Source organism: Microcoleus sp. S28C3 (assembly GCF_036700785.1).
GTDB lineage: Bacteria > Cyanobacteriota > Cyanobacteriia > Cyanobacteriales > Microcoleaceae > Microcoleus > Microcoleus asticus.
This window is the reverse complement of the sequence record NZ_JAUBPO010000024.1, coordinates 15,581-36,904: the sequence shown is the minus strand read 5'-3', so window position 1 is coordinate 36,904 and position 21,324 is coordinate 15,581. Positions and strand designations below refer to the sequence as shown.

Below are 21,324 nucleotides of genomic sequence, written 5' to 3'. Positions count from 1 at the left end.
CGTGCTTCAAACCTCAATAGTCTTCAGTCATTTCCATTCTTTCATCTAAAATCTAAAAGGGTATGGCAGTTAGTCGATCGACCTCGCAACTGCACCGCTCAAGATTCTGTGGAAGATGGCGGTTTTTTCCCTGCATTGCGAATATTAATAATCTTGTTGAGCGCCTCAAACCAAAAGGCAGCCCCCATAGAAATAGCTACACCGCTCAATATCCAACCAAACAATTTTGCAATCAAAGCCAGCCACAATAAATTCCCTTGCTTATCTCGTTCTAAGCTGTTCTGTTCGCTCCATCCAAAAGGCAGAGCTACCTGATCCAAAGCTCGATCGACATCCTGTTGAACTTTTGTCAGACTGGTTAAATTATTTGATTTAGTCTTAGCATTGTTTGTCACCAACTGCTGAGCGTACAAATTAACAGTCGATCGCAACATCGAATCCTTCGACAACCGATTAATAATATGAATGCTATCAGCATTAGCAGCGACAGCGATCGCAGTTCCGAGCAAAATCGCCACCCCTCTGGCATTCCGCTTGTAAACGCCAGAAGCGCGCTCCATCGATTGGTCAAACCAAATTTCAATTTCTTTCTGAAACCGCTGCAACTGCTCTTGAGTATCTCCGCCGCCTTTTTCAGCCCGCTGCGCTAAAATATAAAGGCTGCGTTTCAAAGATTCTGGCATACTGTCCAAGGTTTCTTGAATTTGTTGATAAATCGGACTCTCCTCTTTTATCTCCATAATTTCTGCTACCGTATCTTGACTTTTTTTAACAGTATTTAACAGATTGCTGAAACTCGGTTGCAGTTGCCCTAGCAGTGCCACCCGCTCAATTGGGCTGTCAAAACGAGCCTTCACAATTGCCATCTGCCTCTGAAATTCTCTCCCTCCCAGCTCGGTTTCTGGTAGATAAACCTGAGAATCCTTAATATAAAATCCTAGCTTTTCCGACATCCGATCTAAGCTGTTGTTCAAACTTCCTAAATTATTGTGATAATCTTCAACAACTCGATTAAACTCCGCCGTCAGCCACCCAAATTCTTGATCGATAATCGGTTTAGTAGAATCCGGCAAGTTCAAATTTGCTCCAATCAGTTTAATTTGTGCCAACTGTAAATTTTTAAATCTTTCCAATCGGGTTTTAGAGATAGAGCCGATCAAACTAGAAACCTTTAAAGTATCCAAAAGGCTAGCAGAAAAACACTCTGCTGGAATATAAGAAGGCCCACTGGATTTATTGCCGAAAACATTTTTAGTACCCGTAACTGCGTGGTACAAATCCCCCATGCGGTGCGTAACTGAGCGGAATCCCTCTGACAAAAGCCCCTTGGCTCCCTGATTCAAATCTTTGATAATCGGATTGGCGTAAATCGAATGTGCCAACTGTCCGACTCGCTTAAATTGCAGGGGATCTTTCGCACCTTCGTTGCCGCCAGAAATCAGCACTTCGATCGATTTCTTTAAATGTTCCGCCCGCCACTGCAAAACAGTAGCAATCAGTTCCTGAATTTCCGAAGCTAGCAAGCTTAAAGTCAGGTAGATAAAGACTAAGCCAATGATAATATCTATAATTACAGGCAAATTCATGGTATTTTCCTAGTCGCAAATAGCTGCTGTCTAAGTTTACCTTCAGTTTGGGACGCTCAAAACTCTCTTAACTTATGTCAGAAATCTTTCCATTCCTAGGCCGCAAACCGAAAAATCGCTGGAATGACAGCTTTACAGACAAAGTGTGGATGCTGGCTTTTCTGTTGGCTGCGGTGCTGATTTTCGGGGTGAATCTGGGCGGAGTGGCGTTGCGGGATTGGGATGAAGGCATTGCAGCGCAGGTAAGCCGCGAAATTTGGCGGGGCAACTTAAATTGGCTGTATCCGACGATCGACTCTATGCCTTATTTCAACAAACCGCCGCTGGTACACTGGCTGATCGGGCTGTGTTTTGCAGCAGGCGGTGTCAGCGAATTCACGGCGAGGTTAGTACCGGCGATGCTGACGGCCGCTTCAGTGCCCCTGCTTTACGCCATTGGCAGGGAGTTGTTTCCCAGACGGTCGATCGCCATTTTTTCTGCCCTCGTTTATCTGACGCTGTTACCGGTGGTGCGGCACGGACGTTTGGCGATGTTGGATGGGGCAGTTTTGTGTTTTTTGCTCGCTGCTTTGTGGTGTTTGCTACGATCGCGCCGCGACTTGCGCTACGCTTTGGGGGCGGGGATTGGGTTGGGACTCATTTGCCTGACTAAGGGCGTCATGTTGGGGCTGCTGTTGGCTGCTGTTGGCTGTATTTTTTTGGTTTGGGATACCCCGCGACTCCTCACTTCTGGGTATCTTTGGGGCGGATTGGCGATCGGAACTTTCCCAGTAGCTGCTTGGTATTTTGCCCAATGGCTGCACTACGGCCAATATTTCATCAACACTAATTTAGTTAACGAATCTTTCCGGCGCATTTCGGAACCTGTAAGCAGTCACAAAGGCCCGCCCTGGTATTATCTTTTAGAAATTTTAAAATTAGCTTGGCCCTGGCAGTTATTTTGGCTGCAAGGGCTGCGTTTGAGTTGGGAAAATCGCAGTTTTCCCGGGCCAAAATTAGTATTGGTGTGGACTGGAGTATATCTGCTGGCTATTTCTGTGATGAATACTAAATTGCCTTGGTATGTTTTGCCAGTTTATCCAGCTTTTGCTCTTGCCGTTGGCAGTTATCTCGCTGAAGTTTGGGAGCAACTGTGGCTGCCGCCAGAGCCAGTCAAAGAGGAAGCAGAAGAACATTTTGATGCTATTTCTTTGTTGCCTCATCCCGCGATTTTCGCAGTGCTGGCTATAGTTGGTTTTGTCGGCTGCATTTACTTCAGTGGCTTAGTGCAAATAGGGAAATACATTGTGCCGAGCGAGCGAGATTTGCAGTTAATGCTGATATTTGTAGCTTTGACAATGACAATGGCGGCAGTGTTGCTGCACCGCAAAGATCGGCAGTTTATATTAGTTTTAATTTGGGGAACTTACCTGACGCTGTTGGTATTGGTCGCTTCAGATAACTGGGTTTGGGAACTGGCGGAGGATTATCCGGTTAAGCCGATCGCCGAAATTGTCCGCACAGGAACTCCGGCCGGTCAACAGGTGTTTACTTCTCACCGCTTGGGCCGTCCATCGCTGAATTTTTACAGTCAACGCCAAGTTATTGTCGCCGACGCGCCGACGCTCAAACAGAAATGGCAATCTCATCCTCAACCTTATTTGCTGTTAGAAAAACCAGTTTTAAAACATTTAGGTTTGCAGAATGCTGAGATTGTCAAAACAGCGGACGATTGGGTTTTGGTCACTAGAAAATAAGTTAATAGTTAACAGTCACCTCCTTGGGACGGGTGAGATCACTTTCGATTGTCTGCTGTTGGTTCAGATTGCCAGCCTTACCCGGAGCGGCATCGAATTTACGATCGCTCAATTGGACACAATATAACCGCTAACAATCAACAGACTGCCTTTCTATTTTCAACGCCGTTTCGACTCTTTGATACTCGGCCTCAACCTGTTCTAAAAGCGCGCAGGCCGGATCGGGTAAAGGCTGGTTCACGTTTGTCCCGATGCGGCCCATGATTTCGAGTTCCTCGCACAGTTCAAACAAGCGAAAAGCACCGAGAGTACCGCTGATCGACTTTAAAGAGTGAGCCGATCGCCGCAAAGCCAGCGGATCGGCGTTGCCCAGGGCCATAGAGATGCCTCGCAGCAGTTCGGGAGCTGTTTCGAGGTAAATCTCGATCGCCTCGTCCAAAGCTTCGACTTCTCGCAGTCCCTCTATAATTTTGGGACTCAGGGAATTCTGGCTTTCTGACAAACCCCGATCGAGATTTGATGCACCACCATTGACGACTGCCGGCGAATTGGGAATTGTCAGTTGTGGATTTCCCGCAAAAGCCACATTCGATCGCACTTGTAATTCACTCGTTCCTTCGATCTGTTCCGCCGGAGCATCCAAACAAACGATCGGCTGCGGGCGATCGAATGCGGAGTTTGATTGAGATTTACACGCAATCAAAGCTCGCACCAACTGATCGATTGCGATCGGCTTGCTCAAATAGTCGTCCATCCCCGCAGCCATACACTCTTCGCGATCGCCCTGCATCGCATTTGCCGTCATCGCCACAATCCAAGGCCTCGTCGATTTTCGATTTTCGATTTTCGATTTTCGATTGTTAGATTCCTCGTCAGTCGATTTTCGATTTTCGATTTTCGATTTTCGATTGTTAGATTCCTCGTCAGTCAATTTGGGATTTTGGATTCTGGATTTTCGATTATTAGATTGCTCATCAGTTGCGGAAACTTCTGATTCTCCCGTGTCATTTTCTAAAGTTAAATCTGCTGAAAATTGCTCGCGGATGCGGCGGGTAGTTTCCAGTCCGTCCATTTCCGGCATTTGCACGTCCATCAACACCACATCGTAAGGCTGGCGGCACAAAGCTTCGAGCACTTCGATACCGTTTCCCGCCACATCCGCGCGATACCCCATCCGCTGCAAAATTTGCAAAGCCACCTTCTGATTCACCAAATGATCGTCAGCCAACAGAATCCGCAGGGGTAAGTTCTCTGCCAGCACGGGTATGCTTTGCAAGAAAGGCCCGCTGGCGCGCTGCCCTCTAAATTCAGGTGTCTGTTCTCCAAAAATATTGATTAAAACATTGTAAAGCTGAGATTGTTTGATTGGTTTATTCAAAAAAGCAGCAAAATCTACCTCAATAGCAGGGGTGTTAATTTCTTGCCTGCCGATCGAAGTTAGCATGACTAACGGCAACTTTTCGCAATCAGGATACCGGCGAATTTGCGCTGCTAAAGTCAACCCGTCCATTTCCGGCAATTGCATATCCAAAACTGCCAAGTCAAACTCCTCTTTAGCAGCCAGCCAATCTAAAGCCAAACGAGCAGAAGATGAAGCCCTAGCCACCATTCCCCAAGACTGAGCTTGGAGAGTCAAAATTCTGCGGTTGGTAGCATTGTCATCGACAATTAACACTCGCTTGCCAGCTAATTCAGGTTGAGAATTGCTCAAGTTAACTGGCAAGGAACTGTTGCAGCCAGAAACGATCGTGCTGAAATAAAAAGTAGAGCCAACGGATGTGGTATTTTGGCCGATCGGCTTATTGCTGAGTACCGATTTGCTATAGCAATATTTTTCGGCAATTTCGCAAGATTCTCCCCATCCCAAATCAAAAACTGCCGATCTAAAATCTGCGGGAGGATTGCCCGCCAGACTACCCATACTTTCCACCCACATCCTGCCGCCCATCATTTCGGCCAAACGCTTGCTAATTGCCAAACCCAATCCAGTACCGCCGTACTGGCGGCTCGTTGAAGAATCAACCTGGCTGAAAGATTTAAATAGCCGATCCATGCGATCGATCGGAATGCCGATACCTGTATCTTTGACCGCAAATTGTATTTCGTATGCTTGGTTAATTGTTAGCGGTTCGCCATTAATTGCTGGCGGTTCTTTAACGTTGGCTGCCGGCACTGAAATCTTTTTTGCAGTCACCGAAACCACCACTTCTCCAGCTTGGGTAAATTTAACAGCATTGCTGAGCAAGTTGATTAAAATTTGCCTCAAGCGGGTGCTGTCGCCGATCGCCGTTGCTGGTACTGCACGATCGATCAAGTAACCCACTTCCAGTTTTTTTTGTGCCGCCTTGGCAGCTACCAAGTCTAGAGATTCCTCAATGCAAGTGCGGATGTCAAATGGATGTTCCTCCAAGTCCAATTTGCCCGACTCAATTTTTGAGAAATCTAGAATATCGTTGATTAGCGTCAGCAAGGCATCGCCGCTGCTGCGGATAGTTTCTACAAAATCGCGCTGTTCGCGAGTTAAGCGGGTATCCAACAGCAAACCGGTCATGCCGATGACTCCATTCATCGGAGTGCGAATTTCGTGGCTCATGGTGGCTAAAAATTCGCTTTTGGCTCTAGTAGCCGCCAGTGCTTGATCGCGAGCTTTTGCCAAATCTACGTCTGTTTGCTGGCGTTCGAGTTCGCTTCCCACCCACTGAGCCATCAGTTTCATCAACTCTCTGTCTACAACTCGGAACGGTTCTGTCACAGGAGTTGGAGAAAAGAAGCACAGAGTGCCGTAAACTTCACCTGCCACCGTGACGGGAATGCCCATGTAAGCTTCGATGTTGAAGGCTGGAGCCTCCGTGTTGAAGGACAAACCCGAAAATCTCACCGACTCAAAGTAAATCGGTTCTTTTGCCATTGCCGTAGCCACGCAGAAAGTTTTTTCCAAATCATAGATTTGTTCTTTGACTATCGACCCGTCCGGACACTCAACAGCCATTATTTGATAGTTGTCGCCTTGAATGGAGGACAAAATTCCCACGGACAGACCTAACTGCCGGCATCCCATTGCCAGCAGTTCTTGGAGGCGCAAATCAAAGGTAGAGAGGTGGTTGAGGGGGTCTGTACGGGGAGCCGAAGTCACTTGGTACAAAGCTTTAATTGCAGCTTCGCTTTCTCGCAGTTCTTGTTCTGTTTGCTTGCGCACGGTGATGTCGCGGGAAATGCCGATAATTTCTTGCACTTCGCCGGTTTGGGGATCGCTGATCGTGCGGCCGGTGGTTTCAAACCAAATGTATTTGCCGTCTTGGCGGCGGATGCGGTAGCTGACGGTGTAAGTAACAGGGAGCGCCAGCACTTTCCAGTGAGCTTTGGCGATGATTTCTAAATCGTCGGGGTGGAAATAATCGTTGGGGACACGGCCGATGAGTTCGGAAGGCTCGTATCCCAGCAAAGCGCGGCTGGCGGGCGAGACGTAAACAAACACGCCTTTGGGGTCGTGTCTGGTGATCATATCGGTTGAGTTCTCTGCCATCAACCGATAGCGGCCTTCGATTTCTAAGCGTTCGACTTGAGAATTGGTTAATGCTTCTAGCATTCGGTTGATGGTGTCGGCTAAGCTTGCGAGTTCATCTCCTCCGCCCATTTCAACGCGCAAGTCTGGGTCGCCGTTGGCTGCGATGTTGCTGACGCTGGTACTCAAGGAAGCCAATCTCGCCAACACTAATTTTTCTAGCAACAGCAGAGCGATCGCGCTAAATATTAAACCTACTGCCAGTATTGATAAGGTAAACAGCTCCAAGGTAGCCTGACCTTGGCGGTAGATGATGCGCTCTGCCTCTACTCGCAGCAGCAGCGCTAGGTTGCCGTGGATGTCGCGAATCAGGGCGTATCCTGCGACTAAGCTGTCGCTGAGCGGCTCGACTAAAATTTCTACCGATTTGAGGTGGGAAATTTTTAGTTTGAGATTTTCCAACTCTTGCCTAGATCGAGCCATCGCCTTGGCGCCGTGTCCCGAGTAGTTCGTGGCTCCCACTTTAAAATCTAAACTCGGCAATCTAAAATCCACTGACAAGTGAGTCAGTTCTGAAAGTAAACCGATTTCGCTGCTGTCGAGGTAGCGTCCCAGGATCAGCGTCCCGCGCGGTGGCCCTTGGGCGTTGCTGTTGAAGATCGGCTTTGAAGAAATCAGCAGCGTGGCTTCTGGGAGGGTGAGGACGCCTGTTTTGGCGGCGGGGCGATCGCCAGAACCTGTCGAGTAGTCTAGCACCGCGTCCGTCAAGTGCTGTTTTAAGCTTTCGGGAATCGGGATTTGGGTTTTGGATTTCAGGTCGAAACCTTTGCTGAAGATAGTCTGACCGTTGGAGTCCAGCAACACCAACAAGTTTAGTCTCAAGTAAACAAATGTCGAATCGACGAAATTTGACTTGACAAAATCCTCGTTACGTGTGTCGACGAAAGAGTAAGTATCGTCCCAATCGGCGTAATCTTGGGCGCTGGTGTTTAAATTCGACAAGTCGTCATCTAATGCGTCCAAAGCCCGTGCGACATCCTGGCGGACGTACTGTGCCTCCAGGTTGTGAAAATCGTGCAGCAAAATACTTGATGCAGTGGCATAGAGAACCAGAATCAGGCTGATCAGCGCTGCACCGATGATTAATAGTGTCTTTTTTCGGAGTTGCATGGCGTCGCCCTCCTCACGGTGCTACTAGGCAACTAGCCAGGAGAGGTTTGAGACTTAGGTTGTTTGGCATTGGCGATCGCAGGGCCTGCGTGTTTTGACTGTTGTGGGCTGACTTGGCAAAGCCCTTGGTATTTCCAAGGTATCCGGTATGTTGCCCCCCACAGTCAGTGTAGTATTTTCACAGCTTTAGTTCCCTATTATGCACAACCTATGAGCTACCAGTTATGATCTGATGACCTACAAGTTGTGACCTGACGATCGGCATTTTCAAAAGAAACGAGCGATCGAACTCAAAAAAGTTCGCGTTTGATACTGACGCAGCGAGGGCGGCGGGCGGTTGGGAGAACAGGCGTGCTGGGTTGAGAAGCCTAACTATTACTATACCTAAAAAATATTGAGGAGAGAGCGGACTGACGCGTCTAGTTTGGCCCGCAAAAAGGTTCTGATTCCAGGAGATTTTTTGATTTTTGTCGTTCTCTAGCAATCCTTGCAGGAGTTGTGGAATGGGTCGAAAAGCCAATTTAGCGTCGAAGCCTAAACCAAGTTCATAACTGACCCAAAAATTGCTCTAGCAGAGGTAATTAATATCCGCAGACTTTCCGTTTACATCCGAAAAAAATAAAAAATCCGAAAATCCCAAAATTATGCTTTTCATTTTTCAATTTTAAATAAATCAAAACTGCTAATTAAGATATCAATTCACAGTTTGCACCATCCTCAAAAAACAGGTAGAAGCGGATTTACCGATAACATTATACACTACCAAGAACTTAAATAAGCCCGTTCCCACTCCCCGATAAAATCCTTTACTAACATTAGTGCCTGATATCAGTAAAAACTCATATCAGGCACTATCTGCAATCCGATCGCAACTTGAGTCTTTTTTATCGGATGACGGCTAAAGCACCGGCGCCTGCGGAGGCGGCTGCGGAGGTAAGAGCGGTGAAAAACAGCCACCAAGAGGCAACTTCTGCTGCTTTCCGGGTTTCTTCGGCTTGTTTTTCGGCTTGTAATTTGATGCTTTCGAGGCGAAGCTGGGTTTCTTGCTGCAAGCGTTCTGCTCTTTGCAAGACGCTGTTGCGGCTTCTTTCAATTTGATCGATCAAGCGGTTGGCATCTGCTTCGGAAATGTCCTCCCGAGAACTAATTAGTGCTACTAAAGTATCGCGGTTGAAGTGACCCAGCCGATCGCGCAAAGCGTCAAATCCGGCTTGCGGGTCGTCAAATAACTTCCGCACGTCCCGCGTAATGCCTTCGTAGTTGAGTTCAGGGCGATCGAGCGAATTGAGGTAATCCCGAACTTTTCCGAGAATCCCGTCAATTACCGACTGAATACCCTCCTGTATTTTCTGAATTTGCAGTGCAAACTCATCCCGCACCGACAAAATTCCATCGACAATGCGAGTGGCTTCTGCTTCCGAAATATCCGGCCGCTGAGACAGGAGAGAAACAACTGTAGCTCGATCGAGGTGTGACAAGCGCTCGCCCAAACTGTAAGCGCCGACTTTCGGGTCGTGCAGCAGCAGTTGCAAGTCGCGCTTGATGGCTTCGGGATTTAATTCATCCTTGCCCGTATTGCGCAAATAATCTTCTAAAACACTCTGAAAATCCTGCACTTGGCTTTGCATCCGCTTTGCCAAACGGCGCGGCGCTTTCACAATCGAGCCGAGAGTTTCCTGCACTTGGTCGATAACTTGATTGACTTGTTCCTCGCTCAAATCTTGTCTCTGAGAAAGCAGTTTTACCAAAGTATCGCGATCGACTTGAGACAGGCGGCCGCGCAGAGCTAAAGCTCCTTCTTTGGGATTTTCCAGCAGTTTTGTCAAATCCCGCTTAATCCCTTCAGGATTGAGTTCTGATTTGCCAGTATTGCGCAGGTAATCTGCAAGTGCGGTGGTGGTATTGTCGTACTGATCCTTAGCTTTTTCGGCTAACTTTTGCGGCGCGTGCAGCGCGCTGTGCCAAGTTTCTTCGGCGCTGTCGAGAAGCTGATTTACTTGGTCTTCGCTGAGGTCTTTCCGCTGAGATAGCAATTTTACCAAAGTTTCGCGATCGAACCTAGAAGCTCTAGCTCTCAGCGCCCACATTCCCGCTTCCGGGTTGTCCAGCAGCGTTTTGAAATCGCGCTTGATGCCTTCGGGATTGAGTTCTTCTTTGCCCGTAGACTTCAAGTATTCTTGCACTCTTTGCCACTGGTTGTCTAGTCGAACTTGCGCTGCTTCTTGTACACCTTTAGCATCTGCTAAAACTACATCTCGCGTCCTTTCCAACTCTTGAACAATCTGTTCTACTTCCTGAAATCCGAAGTTTTCGCGACCTCTGAGAATTTGCACGAAACTGTCACGGGTGTAAGGAGAAAGCCGATCGCGCAACTGTTCGTAACTAGCGTCGGAATCCTCTAAGATTTTTTTAAAAGCGCTGCCGATACCTGATGCTGTGAGTTCCTCTTTCGGCGTCAGCTTCAAATAAGTTTCCACCCGCCACTGCAAATCGCGAGCTTTTTCTTGCTCCTCGGCAAAGATCGCGGTTTGTAAAACTCGCTGTCTAATTGCTTCTAATTCTTGGGAAATTTCTTTTATTTTGTCTTGGGTAAAAACCCCTCGGCTCGCCAGAATTTCCGCAAAATTCGCCTGTTTTAGTTTTTCTAATTCGCGGCGCACTGTTCCTGGATCGGCCGTAGGATCGTAGAGCACGTCACGAAATTCGCGCTCGATCGCTTGGGGGTTCATCTGCCACGAATAAGTATTGAGCAAGTAGTTTTCTACGTCGGCGCGAATTGGGCTGTAAGTTTCGGGTTCGCCTTTGACTTGAGCGGTAATTTTATCAGTTTGCTGAGTAACTTTGTCTTTAGCTGCTTTGAGCTGACCGACTACTTTTTCAACATCTAAGTCGGAAATATCCGTGCGACCCAATACTATTCCCATTAAAGCATTGACTGCCATTGTCGTTGCTTGGGACATCATGGTCGGGCTTTGTCCGGAATTTTGACCGCCCAGATTGCCGAGGACTTTTTCTACCCTACTTGCCAATGTATCTGAGACCAAATCTCCCGATTTTGCCGATTTGAGATAGTCTACTAATTGGGCGATACCGTCTGATGGCTGCCCTTGTTTTCCTACTTGTTTCCAAGCATCTTGGAGTTGGTCTACAATGCGGTTTACGTCGCGTTTTGATAAGTCCGATCGCGAACTTACTAAATCTACGAGAGTTTGCCGATCGAGATTAGGCAAATTTTCGCCAGCGATTGCTTTGAGTTGGGGATCGTTGAGCAATTTTTCAAATTCGCTGCGCATCCCTTTGATGTCTAATTCCGGCGGTTTGAGGCTTTGGATGTAGTCTTCGACGTTTTCGCGCAAGCTTGTGGGGTCGATCGCGCTACCCAGTTCGTGGCCCACTGCTGCTGCTGCTGCTTTGGCTGTGGCGACGACTTGGTTGCTAGCTGCTTTTGCGCCGATGGCTGAGGCTGCGGTGCCGACAATGGCTTGAAAGCCTGATGTCGCGGTGTTGACGACGGAACCGATCAGGGAACCGACGGTAGTGGAGCTCACCCAAACGAGCATTGAGAAATAGGCGGCCCAGACGACTAAACCGACGATCGCACCTAAACCGGGACTGCTAATCAAGCTCAGCTTAACTGCCAGCAAGCAAGCGAAAAATAAAGCGACGGTGACGGTGATTAGCGTCCAAGTGCCTACTTTTCTGCCGATGTGGCGGACTGGGGAGCTGCCGCTATCCGAGCGGTTGCCGTCGTCATGGGATTGTCCCATGTAGGAAAGGCCTGCAGCTACTGATAAATTTGTTAGCAAGAGTTGGAAAGCGCAGGCGAGCACGACTCCAGCTATCAAGGCGATAAAAAATTGCGGCCCAGAATAGAGGAGTGCTGCGTCTTCTGCTGTGTTTGTAGTAGTCTGCTCTACTGGCACTTGGGCCAGCCAGAATCCGATGTTATACAGTTGTGGATTTATTGGCAAATTTTGATACATAGTATATTCCTCGTTAAGGGGTGGGTGCGCGCGATCGTTGGCGCGAGTTAACTAATGTATAGTTTTAGACTCATGCCCCCAATGGCAAGCATCGCCTTATTGACGAGCTAAAGCATCCCCCTACAGTTGGAAGTGTAGAAATATGTCTGCGGCCGGCTGTCTATTTAGGGATATTTGTGCTATGTAAGTTGGCAGTTGTTAAATTGTTAGTTCTAAGTTATCAGTAAAGCGCGCTGCTGCGCATCCGAGATAGATGGTAGTAATGGTAAGTCGGATTAAAATAATTGCAGAGGAAAATCTTTGGTAGAGCGATATTAAGAGTCGCCACAGAAGCCCAGACAAATTGTTCACAATTCATCTACCAAGGCCATAGAAAATTAGCTTTCAAGGAATTCGATAGTGCAGCGAGAAAGTCATGCAATTATTATTGGCGGCAGTTTAGCAGGACTGTTGGCTTCTAGAGTATTAGCAAAACACTTTGACCGAGTAAGTATTGTTGAACGAGATTTTTTCCCAGAAAAACCCGCACCTCGCCCCGGGATTCCTCAATCCTGCCACCTTCACATCCTTTTAAATCGGGGGAAAATCATCCTAGAAGAGTTTTTTCCCGGCTTGGAAAAAGAACTGGTAGCTGCTGGTGCTCCTAGTTTAGATCCGAGGTCGATCGGGTGGTTTAGTCCGGCGGGTTGGGCCCCACAATTTAGCCCGGATCTAAATGATTTAATTATGTTCAGTCGGGATTTAGTTGATTGGCAAATTCGCCGCCGCTTGGCTGAAAATACGAACGTGCATTTCCTCCAAGGACGCACAGTAACGGGACTCCTGACGAATGCCTCGCGCGCGGAGGTTACTGGGGTGTCGGTGCGTTTTCGCGATCGCCACAACCCGGTTAGCATCCATGCAGAAAATTTGTATGCAGATTTAGTAGTCGATGCAGGCGGCAAAGTTTCCAAAACACCTCAATGGTTGAAAAGTTTGGGCTATGAACCTCCGCAAGAAACGGTTATCAATGCTTTTGTCGGCTATGCAACCCGCATCTATAAATGCAGCGGTAAATTGTCAGACACAGCGCCAGTATTTGTGTCAACAGCACCGCCATTTCGCACCCGTGGCGGTGGAATTTTTCCGATCGAAGGCAATCGCTGGCTGGTGACTCTCGGCGGGGGCGATCGCGATTATCCTCCCGCCGACGAATCAGGTTTTCTAGAATTTGCCCGCACTCTACCAACCCCGACAATTTATGATGCGATTAAAGACGCAGAAGCAATAACACCTATTTATAGCTATCGAGGTACAGAAAACCGTTTGCGCCACTACGATCTCCTCCCTCGTTACCCTGAAAACTTAATAATTATCGGTCATGCAGTTTGCGCTTTCAACCCGGTTTACGGCCAGGGAATGACCGTTGCTGCACTGGATGCTCAGATGCTAGATGGATGCCTGCAAAAGCAAAGAGAGCGGTATCCAGAAGGCGATTTAACAGGCTTTGCGCGACAATTTCAACAAAAACTAGCAAAATTACACACTATTCCTTGGACGTTTGCCATCAGTCAGGATTCCCGCTATCGCGGAAGTACGGGTGCAAAACTAAACCTTGCTACGCGGCTGACAATTGATTACATAGATCTGGTGTTAAAAGTGGTGGTCGGAGATGCTAAAGTTTGTCAATCATTTTTGGAAGTTCTGCACATGATTGAGTCGCCGGCGGTACTTTTTTCTCCCAGTATTGCGGTTAAGGCGATCGGGCAATTAGTCACCGGAAGTCAGAAGGCAGAATTAAAATAAAGAGTTTATACAGAATCAGGTTATTTTTGCCAATTCTATTTTATCACCGCCGATGAAGGAAGATAAACGCAGATGAAGTTCTATTCATCTGCGTTTATTTAACCTGATATTATGTCCTCTCAAACCTGAATGATAAAAAACGTGACTTTTGCGACTGCGGTTTTCGGGTATTTCACGTCATAAGATGGGTAAAAGCCGATTTTATACCCAATTGTCGGTTTGTGAAATAAATTATTAGATTTATTGCAAAAATTGTTTGTAGTCAGGACTTATTCACAGGACTCAAAAAACCGGGTTTTTTACCCATATCCATCGCGCTTCATGCTATCTTGTCGGAAAAAAAATCGGTTTCTGCATCCTAGACTAATATAGACTTGTGCAATTCTCACTTACCAGCCAAACAATCTAATTGTTCTTGCATTTGGGCAGTAACTCGCTCGAAACAAGCATCAACATAATCGCGATCGCGCGCCGCCTCCGAACCGTACCTCTCAAATACAATCGGTTCGCACACGCGAGTCCGAATTTGCACGGGTAAAGGTAGGTTTGGCAAAGGCCCAATACTCAATCCCCAAGGCAATCCCAAATACACCGGCAATACTACCGGATCGATGCCAAATAGCCACGGCATCCCCAATTCATGCAATTGCTTTGCTTGTTCGTACAAATCGGCCAAAACTATCAAAGTATCGTGGGCACCGTGGGAGATAATTGGTACAATTGGCACTTCTTCTCGCAATGCTAATTTGATAAATCCCTTGCGTCCCGCAAAGTAGATTCGATCGCGCAAGTGGTGGGGGCGAAAAACATCTTGGGCGCCGCCCGGATAGACGAGAACTGGGGCATTTTTCCGCAAAGCTGCGATCGCCATTTTCGGATGCGCCTTGAGGGCACCACACTGAACCGCCATGCTAGCAACATCAGGAGAAACTTGCCAAACCGTCGGGTGCATCAATCCGTAGGCCAAGCGTTCGGTGCCGTACCTGCGGAACCATTCGTAGAGGAACATAAACATATCTGGAGCGGCGATTCCCCCGTTGTGAGAACCGACAACGAGCATTTTTCCGCTCGCGGGTACGTGGTGCCAGCCGTCGCTTTGTACGCGAAAATAGTAGCGGTACAGCCATTCCCAGATTGGCAACAAAAGCTGAATGAAGTCGGGATTGCGATCGTCTAAAGATAGACCGTCAAAGGGATAGTTAGAGGATTTTCCGTCTTTTTTGTTAGTAGTTTTTGTCACTGCAAAAATATTTAACGCTTTGGTCATTATATAGCAGAAGGAAGAAAGCTTTAGCTATCGATGAGAGAAGGAAGAAGGAGCATCTCAGTTTCACTTTGACTCTCTTTGTGTGAGAGCATCGCCGCGAGCACAATCACAAAAAATACTAGGATTAACTGCTCCCATTCAGAAGGAATGTACTGCATTAGTTTCAGAAATTTAAAACATCCTAACCTTCGCTCGCGGTTGCTATATCAATATCATTAAATCATAATCTGTGCAAATATTTGGTTTCTGATTTGAGCCGGCTGATTTTGTTCGGAGGTTTTGTGCTGGTTGTCTATTTTGTTGGCTAAACTGGCCTCTTGTATCTTTATTAAACAGACAGGCGCTCGAACCGCAGCAGGCACAGTAAAGCGTCAGCGAGTAAATACAAAGAAACCATCCAAGTTCCTTACTTAAGAGCCAGAACCAAGGACACCTGAAGTAGAGGAACTACAAGCCGGCGTTGCGACGACTAGAATCCTTAATGGAAATGTCTCCACAGGAACAAAACTGTTTGGAAACAGCTACAGCAACTGTCATTGGCCGATCGCGCGGCGGCCCCGGCCACAAAAACACAACCAGGTCTAAAGCCGATGGGTTTCTGTTTTGGAAGATTTTATCAAATTGACGCCAGCTATCGGGTTAATGCTAGCGATTTGCGCTGTTTGCCGCAATATTAAGTAAGGTGCGATCGACAGTTGAGTTAGGCGAGCGAGATCGAAGAACTGTATGCGGCTTGCGACACCCGACTGGGACGATGGGGTCGATCGCACCAATCGTCTCCCACTCAGAATATTGGAGCATCTCAAGCACCATCTCGCTCTCGAAGCTGCCAAGAATTTACCTGAAATGCAGCAAAATATTACTCAACTGCAACAACTGGCAGCTAAATGGTTAAACGAACACCTGACAAGATATTGACGGACAACAAATGACTTGCATTCCTAGTAAACGGCAGCGGATTTAAACAGTTAACTGTTAACTGTTGACTCCTCCACTCTCCCGCTCCCCCACTCTCCCCGCTCTCCCCTCTCGTCTTCTCCCCCTCCCCCGCTCTGCCATAAGAGCAATTTATAGGTGTAGCAGCTTAATTTGTCTTGGCTTAACTCTCAGCAAAAATTAAATTATATAGAAAAAACTTGACTTATACCCATAAAAAATGTTACGTAGAGCTTTTTCCTGGAAGACAAATCGATTTTTTTGCTATATTGACCTGCAATAAAGATAATAGTTTTGATGAGATGAGGAGTTGAACGGAATGAAAAACTTGAGTTACTGGAACAAACCCGCTGCATTGCTGGGCGCGATCGCGATCGCAGCCGGAAGTTTGCAAGCGAATGCGATCGGTGTTGCCGCCCCATCAACATCCACTGCCAGTCAGGATGCTGAAAATAGTTCATTTGAAGATAGCGCCACCTTTCAAATAGCCCAAGCTGGCAACATTTGCCGCAAAGTCACTCCCAAAGAAGGTTTGACCGTTCGCCAGAACCCAGACCCCAAATCCCCTAGAGTTGGCGGTGTAGCAATTAACACTCAGGTAACGGTACCCCAAAGCGCTAGTTCTGTTAAAGCCTCCGACGGCCGCCTCTGGATTCAAATTACCGCTCCTGTAAAAGGGTATGTAGCTACCGGATACCCCAACAATGAGGCTAATTTAGGTTCGTGCACGACAGCCAGCACCACAATTAGTCAAACTCCTTCCCCAAGTCCGGCACCGGCACCAGCAGCGACACCAGCACCAGCACCAGCGCCGACCCCGCGTCCAAGTCCAAGTCCAAGTCCTGCACCAGCGCCGACACCGGCACCAGCAGCGACACCAGCACCAGCACCGGCGCCAGCACCAGCACCAGCACCAGCACCAGCACCAGCACCAGCGCCGACACCGCGTCCAAGTCCAGCACCAGCACCGGCACCAGCACCGGCACCAGCACCGGCACCAGCACCAGCACCGGCACCGGCACCGGGTCCCGTAAGTCTGTGCCGCCAAGTAGAACCTCGCGTAGCGCCAAGGGGTCTAGCTATCCGCACGGAGCCTTCCAAGACTGCTGCGGTTAAAGGTGGCGTACCGGCTAACGGTCAAGTAACGCTTGTGCCGAATTTCCAGTTAGTGAGAGATAAGAATGGAGAAGACCGCAATTGGGTTGAGATTTCAGCCCCTGTGGCCGGATTCATCTCGGCGGGAAATTTGATCATGTGCAAGTAAACTTCTGAGTTCGATCGCTCTTTTTAACTAAAAGAGCGATCGACACCGAATATAGTTTTAAGATTGTTGCGCTGCAAGCGTACCAAGCCCAGCCCAGACTGCTTCCTGGACTTACGCATGAATAACTTATTTCTGTCGGGAAGCAGCGGTAGCGAATCTTTCTAGGCCTATGTTTTTCGTCGGTTGCATCAAGTCCTAGCTTGGTTCCTCGCAACGCACGCGGGATGAATGAATTTAAGGAAAAGGCCGATCGACCTTTCTACCTACAGAGGCCGCTTGCCCAATCTTGGTGTCCGCGATTTGGTTGACACTTGGATTGTCGGCAAATCCAGACAATTTCCCACTTATTTTGCTTGAGTCTGAGTTCGATGCGGTGCCGCATTGCAGCAACAGAATCGTCAGCTAAACCGACGACGGTTTGGACAATTACGGCTGTTTCTCGCGTGGGATATTCAACCGAAATTTGGTCGCTTTTTCGGCCTTCAGATTCTCTGTCGCTGCTAAAGAGTTTTGCTGCGATATCTTTGGGGTTGGAGACGGTAATTTTGCGATCGGCAAGGAACTGTCTAGCGTTAATTGCTTCGTAGTTCGATCGGGCGGCGGGCTGCCCCATTACTGCGATGGGAAGTTGGATGCAGGCGAAAATAGCTAGCAAAAAGAGCGATCGCTTGACAATTGATTTGTTCATGAGGCTTCAGCTTGTGCCAAAAATTTTTGTCTTCGAGATGCGAAAGCCGCCAAATCTGCCTCGGTGAATTGAGTTTGCTGCCATGAGGGACGCGACATTAGTCGATCGCACCAAGCTTGAATTTTAGGATAGCCCTCTAGGGACACACCAACCCAAGGTAGCAAGGGCACGATGGTGCCGGCAACGCACTCGGCCAAGGTGACATTGTTGCTACCGAAAAAAGGGCGATCGTCCAACAAACCTTCAAAAAATTTCAACACAGTATCGACTTTTTCCTTAGCCTTTGCGATTTCCTGCGCTTGGGCAGTTCCCCATCCCATTTTTTCACTGCTTAGCGGGTTAACTCCTGGTATAAGTTCGTTTACTGTGACCAATTCTACCATCCTCACAACTGCCAAATCTTTCGGTTCTTTTGGCAGCATTGCCGATTCGGGATACTTCGTTTCTAAATAGTCAAGAATTGCCAGAGACTCGACGACAGTGAAGTCATCATCGACCAAAACAGGGATGCGGTGAAAAGGATTCATTGCGATAAAGTCTGGCTGCAAGTGATCGCCGTCCAAGTGGATTTCTACGAATTCAAAGTCGAGGTTTTTTTCTAAGAGGGCGATCCACACGCGGCGGGAGTTGGGGGAAATGGGAGTGTGGTAAAGTTTCATGGCTGCTGCTGTGGTTGTTGAGAGTGAGGTGTTGAGGGTTGTCTCGCGCTGCTGAAAATATTTAGACTGTAGTCAATTTTACCCTATCCGGAATTGTCAGGGCAAATACTGGTTAAATGCAACAAAAATATGTGCGCTCGCATTTAGCTACTTTAGCTACATCATATTGAGTTAATTTCCACCTGTTGCTCTAATTCTATTTCGACTTGAGCCTCAACAAATGGACCGTAAATGGGAAGCTCCGATGCTATTGCTTCAAAGCTAATAACGAGAGAATATGGTGCTTCAGCATCTGGATCGTTATTCCAGCCTTCATGTCCAACTACTGCAATGCAGAATGCTTCTCTGAGTTGAAATGATTTGACAACCGTCCAATCCTTTTGAACAGTTCCCGCGCTTCTAGAAACACCATGAATTTTTCCATAGTTTTTCGCTTTTTTGCCAATAGTCCACTGAAAAACTTCCTGTCCCTTATCTGCATTCTCTGGAGTATCATACTCTTTTAAAATTCTCGCCAGAAATTTTTCTGGATCTTCTTCCTTTTTGCTACAATCCCAATCCAGCCAAGTTGAAAGATATTTTCTGCGATTTCTACGAGTTCGACGTGGTTGTGCTTTGTAAGATAGAGTAACTTCTACCAAAATCTCATGTTCTTTTCCCTGACTACGCAATCCTTCTGGCATTTTAACTTGGTAAACATGAGCCTGTCTGGCTTTGATACGATTATTTCCTCTGGTAATCAAAGTGATGCGATTGGGAGAATTACCTAAAGCGCGATCGATATTGGGAATACCATAACCAATTTGACGAACAGTATCAAGTTTTTCTTCTGCCCACTCTGGCCATCTGGCTGATTGTACTATCAGCGCACGATGTAAAAGGCAACTCTCATCCGGCAACTCAGCAGCAAGACACGCTGCTATATGGCTGACTTTTGGCGTAGCAAATGACGTTCCCACCGTGTCAGCAGCAACTGCTGGCCCACCATTCAAAGTCGATCGTACTAATTCAGGACAAACTTCTTTACGTGAAATAATGTTAGGTGGTATTGATTCATCTTTTATTAAGTCCCCACCATATTCAACTACTTCCGGTTTAATTGTATCCCAAATTCCTAACCCAGAGCATGAAAAAGCTGAGGGTTTATCCTTTTGTGATATTGAATAATAGGGTAGTGCATGATAAGAATCGGGAGAAATTGAGCCAACGGTTAAGGCTTGAAAACTTTGTGCAGGGTTAGCAATTCTACAAGAATTTTCTAAAAGATAATCTGGACATAGCCGATTTGCTGCCAGATGATCTTTGACAGATAATCTTGTATATCCTATTTTTCCACTGAAAGGTAAATTACCTGCTGCCACAATAAACAATATATCATTTTTCCAGGTCAAATTATCAATCGCCGCTGCCCAAGGACTCATATATTGGGTGTGGCACGGAACAGACCCAGTAATAGAATGATTAAAAATTCTAGTTTTTGTTTGACCGTGATAAAAGTCCACAATATCACCTAGCAATTTCGGTGGAAATAGCTGTTTAGGTAGTTGACAATTAACATCAAGGACTCTAGCATTTTGAATCCAGCAAATAGCTTTTTCCTTTCCAGTACGAGGTACGGTTATGGGGTAAATGACTGCACCAGCTACCCTGGTTCCGTGGCCGCCATTCCTAACACGGTCAGCAATTTGGTCGGTTTCTCCCGGCACCCAAGATGTTGAATTATCGCAATCAATTGCTGCTTTTAAGAGAGGATGCCTTTCTTGAATCCCACTATCTATAACACATACCTTGGGAGCATTTAATTTCGGTGCTTGTAGTTTGAAAGTAGGAGTATCAACATCAGATAAAGCTTCTCGCTCAACAAATTCAGCAAACTCATCAGGCTCACTGACATCAAAAATATAAGGAAAGTTGAAAACTAAATCTTTTAATCCTTTACCTGAAATTTGAATTCTACAGGAAAAACTATCTGGTAATTTAGCTGATTGAGGAATACTTCCATCAACTATATTTAATATTTCTCCTTTATAATTTTGAATAAATTCTGTGAACTCATTTTCTCTTTCGGACTTTATATCATCCCACTTTTCATAGGTAAAGTCACGTTTGTCAATCCAAAGATTAACTCTTTTTTCAAAATGCTCATCACTTTCATTAGTTTCTCTCTTTGGAGAATTAGGCAACTTAGCTGTAATCCCTAAACAAGCAATACCTACATCAACTGTGTATATCTGGTCATCTTTAACTAGATCCCAATGAGCCATTAATTCTGGCGAAAGAATGTATTCTGGCTTTTTAATTCCGTCAATCAGCTCCCAGATTTCTGCAACTTTTGCACCACCATATTCTTCTCTAATAAATTTTCCTATTTTATTTCGCAGTTCACTAAGTTCTAAATCTGCTGATGCACCAATAATGTATCCATCTTCAATCTCGGCAATTAGCTCAATCCCATAGGATTTAAGACTCTCTGGATCGAAAGAATTTGGATCTATTTTTAAGATAATGCGTCGAGATTTAGGAAGTTCGGGTTGCTCTTCTTCTTCTCGTTTTTCTTCAGTATCTTTCCAATTAGCAGTTATGGATGATACTGAACTATTTAGCCTACTACCATGTCCCCATCTGTCACCAGAATTTGCGAGTGTTTGAGGAGCTTTCTTGCTACCTCCTCCTTGTGGTGCAGCAATTCCTTTTTTTGCAAGGCTGAGCTGAATATGCGGAAATCTATCAGAACGTTCAACCATTTAC

11 protein-coding genes are annotated in these 21,324 nt (G+C 46.8%); 4 read left to right on the top strand and 7 right to left on the bottom strand.

The window, feature by feature from the left end; translation table 11 throughout:
* Window positions 1–98: 98 nt before the first annotated feature.
* Window positions 99–1,586, bottom strand: a complete 1,488-nt coding sequence (locus QUA13_RS09675) for a hypothetical protein (RefSeq protein WP_333198128.1) — start codon at window positions 1,584–1,586, stop codon at window positions 99–101.
* 74 nt (window positions 1,587–1,660) lie between these two features.
* On the opposite strand from QUA13_RS09675, the gene QUA13_RS09670 reads away from it, so the two are divergent.
* Window positions 1,661–3,322 carry a glycosyltransferase family 39 protein gene (locus tag QUA13_RS09670; RefSeq protein WP_333198127.1) on the top strand — a complete coding sequence of 554 codons (1,662 nt, stop codon included), beginning with the start codon at window positions 1,661–1,663 and terminating at the stop codon, window positions 3,320–3,322.
* Window positions 3,323–3,452: 130 nt separating this feature from the next.
* Here the strand turns inward: QUA13_RS09670 and QUA13_RS09665 are convergent, their stop codons facing one another.
* Window positions 3,453–7,994: a response regulator gene (locus QUA13_RS09665; protein ID WP_333198126.1), complete on the bottom strand. Its 4,542-nt coding sequence runs from the start codon at window positions 7,992–7,994 to the stop codon at window positions 3,453–3,455.
* A gap of 884 nt (window positions 7,995–8,878) precedes the next feature.
* Window positions 8,879–11,977, bottom strand: a complete 3,099-nt coding sequence (locus QUA13_RS09660) for an MFS transporter (protein ID WP_333198125.1) — start codon at window positions 11,975–11,977, stop codon at window positions 8,879–8,881.
* Between the two features lie 399 nt (window positions 11,978–12,376).
* Here QUA13_RS09660 and QUA13_RS09655 point away from each other — a divergent pair, with 399 nt between their 5' ends.
* Complete coding sequence (locus QUA13_RS09655) at window positions 12,377–13,762, top strand: 2-polyprenyl-6-methoxyphenol hydroxylase-like oxidoreductase (protein ID WP_333198124.1); 1,386 nt, start codon at window positions 12,377–12,379, stop codon at window positions 13,760–13,762.
* 385 nt (window positions 13,763–14,147) lie between these two features.
* Here QUA13_RS09655 and QUA13_RS09650 read toward each other — a convergent pair whose 3' ends face one another.
* Entirely contained in the window at window positions 14,148–15,029 is an 882-nt protein-coding gene (locus tag QUA13_RS09650) for a lysophospholipid acyltransferase family protein (protein WP_333192401.1), read from the bottom strand.
* 726 nt (window positions 15,030–15,755) lie between these two features.
* Here QUA13_RS09650 and QUA13_RS09645 point away from each other — a divergent pair.
* Together QUA13_RS09645 and QUA13_RS09640 are read left to right on the top strand one after the other, a co-directional pair.
* Window positions 15,756–15,947 (top strand): hypothetical protein, encoded by a 192-nt coding sequence (locus QUA13_RS09645; RefSeq protein ID WP_333198123.1) that lies wholly within the window; start codon window positions 15,756–15,758, stop codon window positions 15,945–15,947.
* 337 nt (window positions 15,948–16,284) lie between these two features.
* The gene (locus tag QUA13_RS09640; protein WP_333198122.1) at window positions 16,285–17,229 is read left to right on the top strand and encodes an SH3 domain-containing protein; all 945 of its coding nucleotides are present in this window, start codon (window positions 16,285–16,287) and stop codon (window positions 17,227–17,229) included.
* A 259-nt stretch (window positions 17,230–17,488) separates the two neighbouring features.
* On the opposite strand, the gene QUA13_RS09635 is transcribed toward QUA13_RS09640, so the two are convergent.
* The 3 genes from QUA13_RS09635 to QUA13_RS09625 all read right to left on the bottom strand — a co-directional run bounded on the left by QUA13_RS09635 (window position 17,489) and on the right by QUA13_RS09625 (window position 21,320).
* Window positions 17,489–17,917 carry a hypothetical protein gene (locus QUA13_RS09635; protein ID WP_333198121.1) on the bottom strand — a complete coding sequence of 143 codons (429 nt, stop codon included), beginning with the start codon at window positions 17,915–17,917 and terminating at the stop codon, window positions 17,489–17,491.
* Window positions 17,914–18,576, bottom strand: a complete 663-nt coding sequence (locus QUA13_RS09630; protein ID WP_333198120.1) for a glutathione S-transferase family protein — start codon at window positions 18,574–18,576, stop codon at window positions 17,914–17,916. The genes QUA13_RS09635 and QUA13_RS09630 overlap by 4 nt, the downstream gene beginning before the upstream one ends.
* A gap of 161 nt (window positions 18,577–18,737) precedes the next feature.
* The gene (locus tag QUA13_RS09625; RefSeq protein ID WP_333198119.1) at window positions 18,738–21,320 is read right to left on the bottom strand and encodes a S8 family peptidase; all 2,583 of its coding nucleotides are present in this window, start codon (window positions 21,318–21,320) and stop codon (window positions 18,738–18,740) included.
* Between the last annotated feature and the right edge of the window lie 4 nt (window positions 21,321–21,324).

Excerpts from the sequence above, each read along its gene's own strand:
- QUA13_RS09675 (WP_333198128.1), bottom strand. The coding sequence starts at position 1,586 with ATGAATTTGCCTGTAATTATAGATATTATCATTGGCTTAGTCTTTATC.
- QUA13_RS09670 (WP_333198127.1), top strand. The coding sequence starts at position 1,661 with ATGTCAGAAATCTTTCCATTCCTAGGCCGCAAACCGAAAAATCGCTGG.
- QUA13_RS09665 (WP_333198126.1), bottom strand. The coding sequence starts at position 7,994 with ATGCAACTCCGAAAAAAGACACTATTAATCATCGGTGCAGCGCTGATC.
- QUA13_RS09660 (WP_333198125.1), bottom strand. The coding sequence starts at position 11,977 with ATGTATCAAAATTTGCCAATAAATCCACAACTGTATAACATCGGATTC.
- QUA13_RS09650 (WP_333192401.1), bottom strand. The coding sequence starts at position 15,029 with ATGACCAAAGCGTTAAATATTTTTGCAGTGACAAAAACTACTAACAAA.
- QUA13_RS09645 (WP_333198123.1), top strand. The coding sequence starts at position 15,756 with ATGCGGCTTGCGACACCCGACTGGGACGATGGGGTCGATCGCACCAAT.
- QUA13_RS09640 (WP_333198122.1), top strand. The coding sequence starts at position 16,285 with ATGAAAAACTTGAGTTACTGGAACAAACCCGCTGCATTGCTGGGCGCG.
- QUA13_RS09635 (WP_333198121.1), bottom strand. The coding sequence starts at position 17,917 with ATGAACAAATCAATTGTCAAGCGATCGCTCTTTTTGCTAGCTATTTTC.
- QUA13_RS09630 (WP_333198120.1), bottom strand. The coding sequence starts at position 18,576 with ATGAAACTTTACCACACTCCCATTTCCCCCAACTCCCGCCGCGTGTGG.
- QUA13_RS09625 (WP_333198119.1), bottom strand. The coding sequence starts at position 21,320 with ATGGTTGAACGTTCTGATAGATTTCCGCATATTCAGCTCAGCCTTGCA.